Annotated in this window: 11 protein-coding genes and 1 pseudogene; 11 read left to right on the top strand and 1 reads right to left on the bottom strand. The window is 34.8% G+C overall.

The window, feature by feature from the left end; translation table 11 throughout:
• Positions 1-113: 113 nt before the first annotated feature.
• Positions 114-1,154: pseudogene (locus ACQKMD_RS02900) on the top strand (MFS transporter); the annotation flags it as partial.
• A 64-nt stretch (positions 1,155-1,218) separates the two neighbouring features.
• The gene (locus ACQKMD_RS02895) at positions 1,219-2,121 is read left to right on the top strand and encodes a chemotaxis protein (RefSeq protein ID WP_427749274.1); all 903 of its coding nucleotides are present in this window, start codon (positions 1,219-1,221) and stop codon (positions 2,119-2,121) included.
• Between the two features lie 66 nt (positions 2,122-2,187).
• Here ACQKMD_RS02895 and ACQKMD_RS02890 read toward each other — a convergent pair whose 3' ends face one another.
• Positions 2,188-2,643 carry a YkyB family protein gene (locus ACQKMD_RS02890; RefSeq protein ID WP_427749272.1) on the bottom strand — a complete coding sequence of 152 codons (456 nt, stop codon included), beginning with the start codon at positions 2,641-2,643 and terminating at the stop codon, positions 2,188-2,190.
• A gap of 148 nt (positions 2,644-2,791) precedes the next feature.
• Here ACQKMD_RS02890 and ACQKMD_RS02885 point away from each other — a divergent pair, with 148 nt between their 5' ends.
• From ACQKMD_RS02885 to ACQKMD_RS02845, 9 genes are all read left to right on the top strand, one after another.
• Entirely contained in the window at positions 2,792-4,330 is a 1,539-nt protein-coding gene (locus ACQKMD_RS02885) for a Ppx/GppA family phosphatase (RefSeq protein WP_427749270.1), read from the top strand.
• Between the two features lie 3 nt (positions 4,331-4,333).
• Positions 4,334-6,445, top strand: coding sequence for an RNA degradosome polyphosphate kinase (locus tag ACQKMD_RS02880; RefSeq protein WP_427749269.1), 2,112 nt, complete (start codon positions 4,334-4,336; stop codon positions 6,443-6,445).
• Positions 6,446-6,656: 211 nt separating this feature from the next.
• A complete protein-coding gene (locus ACQKMD_RS02875) occupies positions 6,657-8,684 on the top strand; it encodes an EAL domain-containing protein (RefSeq protein ID WP_427749267.1) in 2,028 nt (675 codons plus the stop codon).
• A gap of 123 nt (positions 8,685-8,807) precedes the next feature.
• Positions 8,808-9,575: a 2,4-dienoyl-CoA reductase gene (fadH, locus tag ACQKMD_RS02870; RefSeq protein WP_427749265.1), complete on the top strand. Its 768-nt coding sequence runs from the start codon at positions 8,808-8,810 to the stop codon at positions 9,573-9,575.
• Positions 9,576-9,635: 60 nt separating this feature from the next.
• Positions 9,636-9,878: a hypothetical protein gene (locus ACQKMD_RS02865; RefSeq protein WP_427749263.1), complete on the top strand. Its 243-nt coding sequence runs from the start codon at positions 9,636-9,638 to the stop codon at positions 9,876-9,878.
• Between the two features lie 198 nt (positions 9,879-10,076).
• Entirely contained in the window at positions 10,077-10,520 is a 444-nt protein-coding gene (gene cbpB, locus ACQKMD_RS02860) for a cyclic-di-AMP-binding protein CbpB (RefSeq protein ID WP_427749261.1), read from the top strand.
• Positions 10,521-10,616: 96 nt separating this feature from the next.
• Positions 10,617-11,525 carry a LysR family transcriptional regulator gene (locus tag ACQKMD_RS02855; RefSeq protein WP_427749259.1) on the top strand — a complete coding sequence of 303 codons (909 nt, stop codon included), beginning with the start codon at positions 10,617-10,619 and terminating at the stop codon, positions 11,523-11,525.
• A gap of 63 nt (positions 11,526-11,588) precedes the next feature.
• A complete protein-coding gene (dapD, locus tag ACQKMD_RS02850; protein WP_427749258.1) occupies positions 11,589-12,302 on the top strand; it encodes a 2,3,4,5-tetrahydropyridine-2,6-dicarboxylate N-acetyltransferase in 714 nt (237 codons plus the stop codon).
• 13 nt (positions 12,303-12,315) lie between these two features.
• Positions 12,316-13,452, top strand: coding sequence for an N-acetyldiaminopimelate deacetylase (locus ACQKMD_RS02845; protein ID WP_427749257.1), 1,137 nt, complete (start codon positions 12,316-12,318; stop codon positions 13,450-13,452).
• Positions 13,453-13,611: the final 159 nt, after the last annotated feature.

Raw genomic sequence — 13,611 nt, 5'->3', positions numbered from 1 at the left:
AGGGTCTTTTTGATATGCGCAATTTTGATTTAGGTGGTAGGGGTACCCCTACCACCTAAATCAAAATCATATATTCCAATAAAATTCTTTCAAAATTACTTGACTGGAGGTAAGAAAAGAGGTTTATCGTATGGTTCGCATCGATTTCTATAATTTTCACTTTCATGATGGGGGTATTTAGTTACTGGCAAACAGATACTACATTTAGTGGAGTACCAATGAGTCTGTTTTTAGTTGTTGCAAGTTTTGTCATAGCGAAGTTCTTCTTTAATTCAAGCTTAGTATTCTATGATGCCATGATGCCAGATTTAGGGACAAAAGAAGAGATGCCTCTGATTTCGGGATTTGGAGTAGCAATTGGATATTTTGGTACGATTGTTGGTTTGCTAGTCTATCCATTTGTCAGTGTTGGGGATTTCCATCGTGCATTCATTCCTACGGCGGTATTATATTTAATTTTTTCATTACCATTATTTTTCATTAACAAAGATAAACCAATTCCAAAAGAACAAAGGAAAGTTAATTCTTTCTTATTTGGTTATAAAGAAATAATAAAAACATTTAAAGAGATGCGTACTTATAAGGCGATATTCACTTTTATGATTGCCTATTTCTTTTTAAATGATGCAATTGCAACAACCATAGCGATGATGGCTGTATATGCAACAGCAATTGTCGGCTTTTCCTCGGGACAATTTATCATTCTATACTTAGTTTCTACTGTATCCACTATTGTTGGTTCCCTTGCATTTGGCCATATTACTAAAAGGGTGGGGGCTAAGAGAGCGATAACTTTTGTAGCACTGTTAATGATTGTATCTCTTATCATCGCGGTATTTGCCTTAGAACAATGGATGTTCTGGATTGCGGGAAGTATGTTTGGCGTTTCTCTCGGATCTATGTGGGTAACATCCCGAACCTATATTATCGAACTTAGCCCAAAAGAAAAGCAAGGACAGTTTTTTGGGTTATTCGCTTTCTCTGGGAAGGTTTCATCAATTATTGGTCCTGCTATTTATGGGACGGTAACTTTATTACTAAAGGAATATGGAACGCTTGCTAGCCGTGTAGCATTATCAACTTTGATTGTTTTAACTGTGATTGGACTATTCATCCATTTAAGAGTTCGCCCGAATGTCACTAAATCTATATAGGAGTAATGTACCTTGTATGTTACAATTAGAGTAAGGAAAAGTGTGACTCAAGGAGGTTAACATAATGGTAGAAAGTCAGGGTATTTTACTAGAGAGTGGAACAAATGAACTTGAAATTGTTGAGTTTGAAGTAGGTTCCAATAAATTTGGTATTAACGTTATTAAAGTAAAAGAAATCATACAACCAATTCCGGTTACTTTTATACCTCATGCTCATCCGCATGTTGAAGGGATCATTCAATTACGGGGAGAAGTATTGCCAGTCGTAGATATGAAAAAAGTATTAGGTTTATCTGGTGCTTTTAATGAGCAACAAAAATATATTGTTGCAGAATTTAATCGACAACGAGTTGTCTTCCATGTTGATAATGTTACGATGATTCATCGTATTTCATGGAATCAAATCGAAAAACCTACTGATATGTACCAAGGTGGTGGTTCACAAGTCATCGGAGTAATCAAACAAGAGGACTTAATGTTGCTACTATTGGACTTTGAGAAGATTATGGTAGATATTAACCCTGATTCGGGTATTAGTGTAGAATCTGTAAAGAAACTAGGTGATCGTCAGCGTTCAGAGAAGAAAATAGTTATTGCTGAAGATTCGCCATTACTGCGCAAATTACTGCATGATACGATGCATGAAGCCGGTTATATGAATATAGAATTCTTTGAGAATGGTAAAGACGCCTTAGATTATTTACTGGCTTTAGCAGACAAAGAAAATGATATTTCAAAGGCTGTGCAATTAGTCGTAACAGATATTGAGATGCCACAAATGGATGGTCATCATTTAACAAAACAAATTAAAACTCATCCCGTATTGTCAAAATTACCTGTTATTATCTTCTCTAGTTTAATAACAGATGATTTAAGACATAAAGGGGATCAAGTCGGAGCTGAAGATCAAATCAGCAAACCGGAGATTGCCGAGCTCATTTTAAAAATAGATCAGTACATCCTTTAAGTAAATGAATGCTAAAAACCGGATACCTTACTAATTGAGGGATCCGGTTTTATCATTATGAGTGAACTAATGTCCGTAGAAATAACTTGTATTATTTACTAAAGGTTTCTTTTTAGGCTTAGAAGTACTACCCATCTCTTTTTTTACTATTTGCTGGGTTTTTATCCCTAAATAGTCTTTTAATACATTTTTAGCTGTGTTTAAGCTCATTTTTCTTTGGGGATTACGATAGCTGTCATCAAGGTGTCCTAGATGGGGTAATGAAGAAAAGTCATCTTTTTTTGGCAGAGTATGGAAAAAATAATCTGCGCATTGAATGAGTACGGATGATTGTTGCTTACTAAAACGAGGGTTTTTCACAAAATGTAAACCAATTTTTTTCGCTCTGCTGTCGAGGATCATTTTCTCAAGTGCAAGGCGTTTTAGTTCGTAAAGAGGTTTGTTGTCTGGTGCAGTTTTTGCGTGTCTATTTACAGTATAAATAGCAGTAGCTAGTTGATCATCACAATATTCTCTTTGCATAAAATACCGCCTTTCTACTTAAGTTAATGTCTGTAATTGGTTTTGTTTAGAAGAAAATTCAGAGCATTCAATTTATAATATACATTATAATACCAATTTTACTCTCAGTTGTATAGAGAGACAAGAAAAATTCTAAGGATGTGCCCCAATGACTTATTTTAAAACAGCTATTATCGATATTGGCTCAAATACAATCCGACTTGTACTTTATACGTATGATCCACTAAGAGGATTAAAGGAAGTAGAAAATATTAAATCGGTAGCCCGCCTGAGAAATTATTTACAAATAGATAATGTTATGTCTGAAGAAGGCATACAGGAACTTGAACAAGTTTTGCTTTTTTTCCGAGACATATTAAATGATTATCACATAATAGACGTAAGAGCCATTGCTACAGCTGCAATTCGTCAAGCAAAGAATAGCTCTGAAATTATTGAACGTATGAGGAGAAATACAGGCGTAAAAATAGAACTATTATCAGGAGAACAGGAAGCTTATTTTGGCTATTTTGCTGTGGCTCATACATTAGAAACACCATCAGGGATAACAATCGATATTGGGGGTGGTAGTACAGAGCTAACCTATTTCAAAGATAAAGAACTACAGTGTTATCACAGTTTTCCATTTGGATCCGTGTCATTAAAGCAACAATTTATAGAAGGTGACACAATGACAAAAGAGGAAGGTAATAAGATTTATGACTTTGCAAAAAGTAAATTTGAGACATTGTTATGGTTGAAAGACGCTCAGTTGCCAGTTATCGGCATCGGAGGAAGTGCTCGTAATATGGCAAAACTAGATCAACGTAAAAAGGATTATCCTATTTCAGGGGTCCATCAATATGAGATGACAAAAGAGGACTTCACAAATATTAGTCATGAAGTAACATCATTGACATACGAACAATTAAACCAACTTGATGGGCTTTCAAGTGATCGAGCAGATATTATTGTACCAGTGATTATAGTATTTCAAGCGTTAATGGATGTTGTATCTAGTGAGACATTCCAATTTAGTCGAAAAGGGTTACGTGAAGGTCTTGTCATTGATCGCATATTAAAAGACAATCCAACAGCTTTTAACAAATACAATGTTTTTGAGAGGAGTACAAAATTTTTAGCTGCTGAATTTGATAAGCCATTAGAAAATACAGCTCATTTTGTGCAGCTAACGGAAATAGCCTATTTTGAATTTTGTAAAATAGGGGCATTTTTGTATAATGCGGAAGATTTACATATGTTGAAGCAAGCCGCTAGATTATTTCATATTGGCGAGTACATTGAAGTTGATGCAGCAAGTCAACATACATTTTACTTGATATCAAATCGTTCAATTGATGGGATAAGCCACGATCAGCGTGTTCGTTTAGCGTTAATTGCTTCTTACAAGAACAGAGATGATTTCAGTCGTTATTCGGAACCATTTATGGAGTGGTTTTCAAAGGACGAGTTTAAAAAAATGCGAGACATCGGTGCTTTACTTAAATTTGTCTATGCATTAGATGCCTCAAAACGAAACATTGTCGAATCGATTGCTATGGAACAATCGGGTGATAATGTAAAACTGAAGATTTTCACATTAGGTAATGCTATGGCTGAAATGTATCAAGCGAATCGCCAAAAGAAGCATATTAGTCGAATTTTTAAAGGGGAAGTAACACTACACTTTATAGATAAGGAAGGGTAAACAATGGAATTAGTCCAAGTTAAGCAGACAGAAATTACAAAACCAGAATACTACAACAATCGCGAGTTAAGTTGGCTAGCATTCAATGAACGCGTGTTGCAGGAAGCGGAGGATGCCCAAAATCCATTACTTGAAAGATTGAAATTTTTGGCGATATTTAGTTCAAATTTAGACGAATTTTTCATGGTACGTGTAGCAGGGTTACAAGATCAGGTGAAAGCTGGATTTCATAAACCGGAGAACAAATCGGGTTTAACACCAAAGGAACAATTAGCTCGAATTTCTGAGAAAACCCAAGCACTTGTTTCAAGACAAACAGCTATTTATAAAGAATTAATGAAACAACTACTACCAAAAGAGAATGTTTATACGCGCAAAATAGCAGAGCTAAATGGAGAACAAACTAATTTTATCAATGAATATTTCGAAGAAACGATTTTTCCAGTATTAACACCTGTAGCAGTTGATGCTTATCGCCCATTTCCAACATTAATCAGTAAAACTTTAAATATGATTATACTTTTGGAACAAGATAATGTAGAACCAGAATTTTGTGAAAAGGTAGCAGTTGTACAAGTACCATCTGTCTTAGAACGTTTTATCCAAGTACCATCTAAAGGGAATGAAATCACAGTGGTACTACTTGAAGATATAATCAGTGCGAATATTAATAAGTTGTTTTACGGCTACAATGTTAAATCGGTACAATCTTTCCGACTTACACGTAATGCCGATTTAACTATTCATGAAGAAGGTGCGCGTGATTTACTTCTAGAGATTGAAAAAGAGTTGAAAAAGCGTAAATGGGGTGCCCTCACTCGTCTAGAAGTGCGTACAGGAGAAATGGATAAAGGCGTACTACAATTTCTTTTGAACGAATTAGAAGATTGGGAAGCGGAAGTATATAGCGTAGATTGTCCACTAGATCTAACATTTTTATTCTCGTTTGTAAAACTTGTGAGTGAAGGCAGAGAGCATTTAGAATATGAAAGTTTTATCCCTCAGCCGCCTCAAGACTTAGAATCAGATGAAAACATTTTTGAGAAAGCATTAGTTCAAGATATTTTCTTTAATCATCCATACGAATCTTTTACACCAGTAGTGGAATTTGTAACAGAAGCTGCTAACGATCCAAGTGTTTTAGCCATTAAGCAGACGTTATATCGTGTCAGTGGCAATTCACCAGTTATCCAAGCGCTAAAATACGCTGCTGAAAATGGGAAACAAGTAACCGTACTAGTAGAGTTAAAAGCTCGTTTTGATGAAGAAAATAATGTGCATTGGGCAAAAGAACTGGAACAATCAGGCTGTCTAGTTATTTATGGAATGCATAATTTAAAAACACATTCTAAAATTACGCTAGTAGTAAGAAGAAGACAAAGTAAAATAGAGCGGTTTGTCCATTTAGGTACAGGGAACTATAATGACGCAACAGCGAAAATATACACGGATATGGGGATAATAACGACGAAAAAGAAGTTTGGTATTGATGCGACTAACTTCTTTAATTTCCTTAGTGGCTATACGGAGAAGCCCAATTTCCATCACATAGTGGTGTCACCTAATGATATTAGAATCGAGTTTATTAAATTAATTGATGAAGAAATAAATTACCATCTAAAGCATGGTAAAGGGCATTTCCGCGCGAAAATGAATTCATTAACGGATAAAGAGTTAATCATGAAAATGTATGAAGCTTCAATTGCGGGGGTAAAAGTAGATTTAATCATTCGTGGGATATGTTGTTTACGCCCAGGCATTAAAGGTATTAGTGAAAATATAACAGTTATTAGTATTGTTGGTCGTTTTCTTGAACACTCGCGTATCTATTGGTTCCATCATAATGGAGAAAATAAATTATTCTTATCTTCAGCGGATATGATGACAAGAAATATGATAAAACGTGTTGAAATTCTATTTCCAATTTTTGATACTGAAATAAAAAAACGTATTATGAAATCTATGAAAACTCAGTTCCGTGATAATGTGAAAGCACGTATTCAAGATGAGAATGGTGTGTATTATTATAACGAGAAAAAAGATGGAGATAAATGTATAAATAGTCAGGAAATCTTCTTAAAAGAAGCATATCGTGTCCTGATAGACGAAGAGTAAAAATAATAAATTATTCAAACTAAGACTTTCGCTAATATGACGAAAGTCTTCTTAATATTAGTTGAAAAATCCTGTGTGAAAATATACTTTATTAAGTCCACTACGAATAATATACCAAAAGATATAAAAGTATAAATAAAATTGTATTCAATCGAATAAAAATCAATTATGATAATACGTAGTAGACTACTTCTGTTAATGGAGGCATTATATGTATAATTCATCACTGAGTCCTCAACAATTTCAAAATTATTTACAGAAATTGTCAAGATTACATCCTGAATCCATGACTATGTTAATAGAACAAGGTAAAAATAATCAATATTGGATTACATACGTAAATGAATCGTTTAAAACGTTTTTTGAACATTCATTTGAACATAAAGTACTTGCATCACCTTTTTTTACATGTCAAATGGGAACTAATTTAGAAGATTTCCTATTACAAAAAGATGAAGTGATAGAACCATATACTAAGCAGATAACGATTATGAAGAAAACGATACAACATACCTTTAATGTCTGTGTAATTGCAGATACAACGACACAACACAAAGTAATCTGTCTATCTTTAACTAAAGTAGTAAGTAATGAACCGTATTGCTCACTAATGGATCACAATTTGGATTCTGTCATTACGATTAATCGATGTGGGCATATTATTAAAAGTAATAGAGCAGTGAATTCTGTATTTGGGTATAAACAAAAAGCTTTATTAAAAAAGCATTATTTAGACCTTGTATCCAAGCAAGGTGAGCTAAAGATGGTGAAATTGATAGAGCAAACGATCAAGCAAAAGCAACCTATAGAATTAAGTGAATGCGATATAAAAAATGTCGAGGGTAGAACATTAATGGTATACGTAAAAAGTATTCCAATTATTAAAAATAATGAAGTAAAAGAAATACAACTAATAATGCGAGATATTACAAGGTATGATGAAACAGGGAAGACGGTTTTCTATTTGTCATATCATGATCAATTAACAGGTATTTGGAATAAACGTGCTTTAAAGGAGCATTTTAAAGAAGAAGAAAGAATTTCCAAGTGTCAAGGTAATCAGATGGCGATAATTTTATTGGATTTGGATCGTTTTAAAAAAATCAACGGTTCTATTGGCTCCAACAATGGGGATGAGTTGTTAAAGAAAGTGGCCCAAAGACTTTCTACATTGTCAGACGCTAATAGCCAAATATATAGACAAAATGGTGATGATTTTATCTTTCTTTTACAACAATCAGATGTAAAAAAAACGGAGTACTTTGCTGAGAAAATATTATCTTTATTCAAAAAACCTTTTTGTGTTGATGATATAGAGTTGAATATTTCAGGTTCTATTGGCATGGTTATGTATCCATCTGATGGTGTGGAATTAGATGAGTTATTAAAAAAGGCAGATCAAGCACTTAGATACGTAAAAGAACGTGTTCCTTCTACTTTCCGCTTTTATCAAAGCAAAATGCATGATACCTCTAATAATGGAACAGTGATGGAATCCCATCTTAGACGTGCAATTGAAAAAAATGAATTAACTATTCATTATCAACCACAAGTGGATCTAGATACTGGGAAAATAAACAGTTTTGAAGCATTACTTAGATGGAATAATCCTAAGTTTGGTTTAGTGCCCCCAGGCATATTCATTCCTATTGCAGAAGAATCTGGTCTCATTTTAGAAATAGGGGATTGGGTTCTAAATCAAGTATGTATTCAGTTGAAAGAATGGCAAATTAAAGGGTTTATAGATGTACGAATTGCCGTTAATATTTCATCTAAGCAATTTAAGCAAGAAGCTTTCGCTAATGCAATAAAAAAATATATTTACAAATATGAATTAAAACCTCAAGCATTAGAACTTGAAATTACCGAAAGCTCAATGACAAATATTCATGAAACGCTTTCAATTTTACAAGAATTAAAGAAAATGGGTGTTGTTATTTCAATTGATGATTTTGGAACTGGCTATTCATCTCTTAGTTATTTAAAACGATACCCGATTGATATTATTAAAATTGATCAGTCATTTATTAAAGAAATTGAGCAAGATGAAAAAGATGAAGCAATAGCGAAAACGATAATTCATCTGGCACATAGTTTAGGTATGAAAGTAATTGCTGAAGGTGTCGAGAAAAAAGATCATGTAGAAATTTTAAAAGCTGTAAATTGTGAAAAGGCTCAAGGTTACTATTTTAGCCGACCAGTGCCGATTGAAAGTATTATCGAAATGTATTTTTGTTAGTCAGGATAATAAAAACCTTAATGAGCCGATTATTGAGGTTTTTATTTTGGTCTGAAATAAAGACAGTAATTCCGAAGTATGGTAAAATTATGAATGAACATTCATTCAAAGGGGGAATCGTAATTGTTAAATGGAAAAACAATTATTATCACAGGCGGTTCAAATGGGATGGGGAAATATATGGCAAAAACGTTTGTAGCAGAAGGTGCAAACGTTGTCATTACAGGCCGTGATTTGGAGCGTCTAAAAAACGCAAAGGATGAAATTTCAATCGATGGTAACAATATTGGTATTTTTCAAATGGATGTAAGAGAACCTGAGCATGTTGCTGGAATGCTAAAGTTTGCAGTAGATACTTTTGGGCAAGTAGACGGTCTAGTAAATAATGCTGCAGGAAACTTTATCGTCCGTGCTGAGGACTTATCTGCAAATGGATGGAAATCCGTTATTGATATCGTCCTAAACGGTACATTTTATTGCTCAAAAGAAGTAGGCAAATACTGGATGGATAACAAAATAAATGGTTCCATTCTAAATATGGTTGCAACCTATGCGTGGGATGCTGGTCCAGGAGTTGCTCATTCAGCGGCAGCAAAAGCTGGAGTATTATCTTTAACAAGAACACTAGCAGTTGAATGGGGAAGACAATATGGTATTCGAGTTAATGCGATTGCTCCGGGACCGATTGAAAGAACTGGTGGTGCTGATAAGTTATGGCAATCTGAAGAGGCTGCGAAGCGTACTTTACAGTCGGTGCCACTTGGTCGCTTAGGAAAACCAGAAGAAATTGCTGACTTAGCAACGTTCATGATGTCAGATAAAGCAGCTTATATGAATGGGGAAGTTGTCACACTTGATGGTGGACAACACTTAAATCAGTATCCTTTCTAACGACTAAAATAGTAAAGTAATGCACATACTTAGCGAAACAAGTAAGAAGGAAGTGACGCTATGGGTACGTGGACTTGGCCATTAATGGCGGTAATATTAATTATTTGTAGTATCGGTTATGTTTATACGAGACGTATTGCGAAAATGGAACAACAGGCTGTTCACAATAATGATCAACCGATTAGTCAAGCAGTTAAAGATAATCCGACGATGCTTAATCCAATTATTTGGGCATATGGCTTAGCTTTTGTTTTCGTATTCATTATAATTGTTTATAATGTTGTGAAATATCAATGGATATAAAAGGTGGTAAGAGGGAGTGTTAGAAATCCCTCTTCTCATCTTTTTTAGTTTAATTGCATAAAAACTCAGAAAAAAGAATTAAAATTAGCGTTTAGTAAAATGTTATTTGTATAAATGGAAATTGTATGAGGGACTATGATATGATTAAATTGTATTTTGCTGTTCTGAACCAAGGAACAGAAAAAGGAGTAGAATACTATGGTGTCCTTAAGTAGCAGAGAGTTCCTTGAAATGCCAATTGCTGATTTTATTATTAATTCTGAGAAAGTTGCACATGTTCAAATGGGCAATAATGCAGAGCATGCCTTACTAGTCCTAACGAAAACAGGCTATTCTTCTATACCAGTACTTGATGCAAAATACCGTCTGCATGGCATGTTAAGTATGCGTATGATCACAGAACCGATTTTGGGAATGGAACATATAGAGTATGAGAGATTAGCAGACATTAAAGTAGATGAAATAATGGATAAGAAAGTCGCGACCTTAAACATTAAAGATACTTTTCAAAGAGCATTAGATCTTGTGATTAATCATGCATTTTTATGCGTTATTGATGATGAAGGTACTTTCATGGGGATTATGACACGTCGCGTGATTTTAAAACAGCTAAAAAAACATATCTATCAATTCAATTCTTAATATGACAAAATGAGAGAAGGTCGCCATTAATGGGACCTTCTTTATTAATTATAAATGATTTAATCCATATAAGGACGATCAGGAGGTTACTTTTCGATGACTACAACAGAAGCGCAAATTGTAAAAGTATTGTCAGAAGAGGGCAATATGAGAAAAGCAGCTGAACGTTTATTTTTATCCCAACCGGCACTTTCCCAACGTTTACAATCCATTGAAAAAGATTGGGGAGCACAGTTGTTTTTACGCTCACAGAAGGGATTAACACCAACACCAGCAGGGGAGTTGGTTATACAATATGCGATTGATACAATTGCTAAAAAAGAAGAGATTTATGAAATGATTCAGTCGTTGAATTCAAAAGTACACGGTACATTGAAAATAGCATGTGCTTCGATTGTAGGGCATACATGGTTACCTAAAGTATTGAAGGATTTTATGACACAATATCCTGAAGCGAAAATTTCACTGAACACTGGTTGGAGCTCAGAAATTGTTAAGTCTCTATATGATGGGGAGGCACATGTAGGAATAGTCCGTGGACATACAGACTGGAAAGGGTCGAAGATTCACTTATTCCGTGATACGTTGTATTTAGTAGATAAAGAAATTGAAGAGATTGATGAAGTTTTCGAGACAGATCGTCCATTTATCCAATTCAAAAGTGATTCTAATTATTATCAAGAAATACAACAATGGTGGCAACGTCATTTTAAGTCTAATCCTCGGCGACAAATTACGGTAGATCAAATTGAAACGTGTAAACAAATGGCGTTGAATGGAATTGGTTATGCCATTTTACCTTCTATTACATTAAGTGGGCATGAGGATGTTAATACCATCCCGCTGACGAACAATGAAGAAGAATTTGAGCTAACACGTGATACATGGCTTATTGGTTATGAGTCTTCTTTTGAATTGCGTCAAGTCGCAGCCTTTGTAGACCTTGTGAAAAAACATGCTGAATGTTTGTATGATTATTCGAATAGTGTGGAAGAAAAGAAATGACAACGCTATTATGTTTCGTGTACAATTAGTCCATATTTTCAGAATAGTAGGAGGACGTAGCCAATGCAGAAATTGAATGCACAAGAAATTATTGCTTATTTAGCAAATGCCAAAAAAGCAACACCTGTGAAAGTTTATGTAAAAGGTGAAAAGATAGCAGAGCTTTCATTTGGTGAGGGAAGTAAAGTTTTTGGCGAAGGCAATTCAGCTGTCGTATTTGGAGAATGGGCTGAAATTGAAAAAGTTTTAGAAGCTAACGAAGCGCAAATTTCTGATTTTGTTGTTGAACATGATCGAAGAAATTCTGCGGTACCAACTCTTGACTTAAAAGGTATCAATTCTCGAATTGAACCTGGTGCTATTATTCGTGATCAAGTTACGATAGGGGATAATTGTGTCATCATGATGGGGAGTGTCATTAATATTGGAGCTGAAATTGGCGATCGTACAATGATTGATATGAATGTCGTTTTAGGTGGGCGTGCAATGGTCGGAAAAGATTGTCACATCGGTGCAGGCGCTGTTCTAGCAGGTGTAATTGAGCCACCTTCCGCATCACCAGTTGTTATTGAGGATAAAGTAATGATTGGTGCTAATGCAGTTGTTTTAGAAGGTTGTAGAGTGGGAGAAGGTGCTGTAGTTGCAGCAGGAGCAGTAGTTACCAAAGATGTACCACCGTATACTGTAGTTGCAGGGACTCCAGCAAAAGTCATTAAAGCGATTGATGAAAAGACGAAATCTAAAACTGAAATTATGCAAGATCTTCGTAAATTATAAGCGGGTGTATAAAATGAAAAGTTTACTGGAAATTAGACGTGAGTTACATAAAATTCCGGAAGTTGGTTTCAAGGAAGAAAAAACTCAAAAGTATTTACTCACAATCATTGAAAAATTGTGGAAGCCATATATTCAAATTGACGTATGGCGAACAGGTATTATCGTGACGATTAATGGCTTGAATCCACAGTTGAAAATCGGTTGGCGAACAGATATTGACGGTCTTCCGGTTTCAGAAAACACCGGTTTGTCTTATGCTTCCGAACATCCAGGCTTTATGCATGCTTGTGGCCATGACTTCCATATGACTATCGCTTTAGGTTTAATTCAAGCCTTCTCAGAAAATCGACCAGAAAACACAATAATTATATACTTCCAACCAGCTGAAGAAGGTCCAGGTGGTGCAAAGCCAATGCTTGAATGGCTACAAAGCGAAAGACCTGATTTAGTCCCTGATACTATTTTTGCCTTACATATCGCACCTGAATATCCAGTTGGAACGATTGCGACAAGACCAGGCATGCTATTTGCGAATACTTCTGAGCTTTTTATTGATTTAAAAGGTTTGGGTGGACATGCAGCATATCCTCATAATACGAGAGATATGACAGTTGCAGCATCAAATCTAATGATTCAACTTCAAACCATTGTCAGTCGTAATATAAATCCTCTAGATAGTGCCGTTGTAACTATTGGTAAGATGACTTCAGGTACTGTCCAGAATATTATTGCTGAAGATGCACGATTAGAAGGTACAATTCGTACGATGTCTGTAGAATCGATGAAACTGATTAAAAAGCGAGTGGAAGCTCTTTGTAGAGCGACTGAAATAGCCTATGAATGTAAAGTAAGCATTGATTATGGTTCATCTTATTATCAAGTGGAAAATGATGAGCAATGTGCGTATGATTTATTAAGCTTTGCCGAGCAGTTTCCTGGTGTCGTAGCATATGAATGTCCTCCAGCAATGACAGGCGAGGATTTTGGATTCTTTTTAAAAGACTTACCAGGTGCTATGTTCTGGACAGGAGCAAATACGCCACATGGATTGCATCATTCAGCTATGCAACCAGATGAAGAATTGATTATTGTTAATACACAATTTGTAGAACAATTTTTACGGTCAATTATAGTTTATGAAAACCTATAGTGTAATTTTGCACTATAGGTTTTTTACTGTACAAAAAGATATTTTTAAACTAAATAAAGAAATATTTACCTTATTTTATAATATATATATAATTTTGTTATTTATGCAACCAAATTGCTGGCAAAAACGTACTAATGAAAAAGAAGAAAGAGGGGGGAG

The organism is Viridibacillus sp. NPDC096237 (assembly GCF_050278625.1).
Lineage (GTDB): Bacteria > Bacillota > Bacilli > Bacillales_A > Planococcaceae > Viridibacillus.
The sequence above is the reverse complement of the archived record's forward strand: the minus strand, read 5'-3'. Positions and strand labels throughout refer to the sequence as shown.

What these genes read in the sequence shown, in the direction of transcription:
- ACQKMD_RS02895 (WP_427749274.1), top strand. Translation starts at nt 1,219, where the DNA reads ATGGTAGAAAGTCAGGGTATTTTACTAGAGAGTGGAACAAATGAACTT.
- ACQKMD_RS02890 (WP_427749272.1), bottom strand. Translation starts at nt 2,643, where the DNA reads ATGCAAAGAGAATATTGTGATGATCAACTAGCTACTGCTATTTATACT.
- ACQKMD_RS02885 (WP_427749270.1), top strand. Translation starts at nt 2,792, where the DNA reads ATGACTTATTTTAAAACAGCTATTATCGATATTGGCTCAAATACAATC.
- ACQKMD_RS02880 (WP_427749269.1), top strand. Translation starts at nt 4,334, where the DNA reads ATGGAATTAGTCCAAGTTAAGCAGACAGAAATTACAAAACCAGAATAC.
- ACQKMD_RS02875 (WP_427749267.1), top strand. Translation starts at nt 6,657, where the DNA reads ATGTATAATTCATCACTGAGTCCTCAACAATTTCAAAATTATTTACAG.
- ACQKMD_RS02865 (WP_427749263.1), top strand. Translation starts at nt 9,636, where the DNA reads ATGGGTACGTGGACTTGGCCATTAATGGCGGTAATATTAATTATTTGT.
- cbpB (WP_427749261.1), top strand. Translation starts at nt 10,077, where the DNA reads ATGGTGTCCTTAAGTAGCAGAGAGTTCCTTGAAATGCCAATTGCTGAT.
- ACQKMD_RS02855 (WP_427749259.1), top strand. Translation starts at nt 10,617, where the DNA reads ATGACTACAACAGAAGCGCAAATTGTAAAAGTATTGTCAGAAGAGGGC.
- dapD (WP_427749258.1), top strand. Translation starts at nt 11,589, where the DNA reads ATGCAGAAATTGAATGCACAAGAAATTATTGCTTATTTAGCAAATGCC.
- ACQKMD_RS02845 (WP_427749257.1), top strand. Translation starts at nt 12,316, where the DNA reads ATGAAAAGTTTACTGGAAATTAGACGTGAGTTACATAAAATTCCGGAA.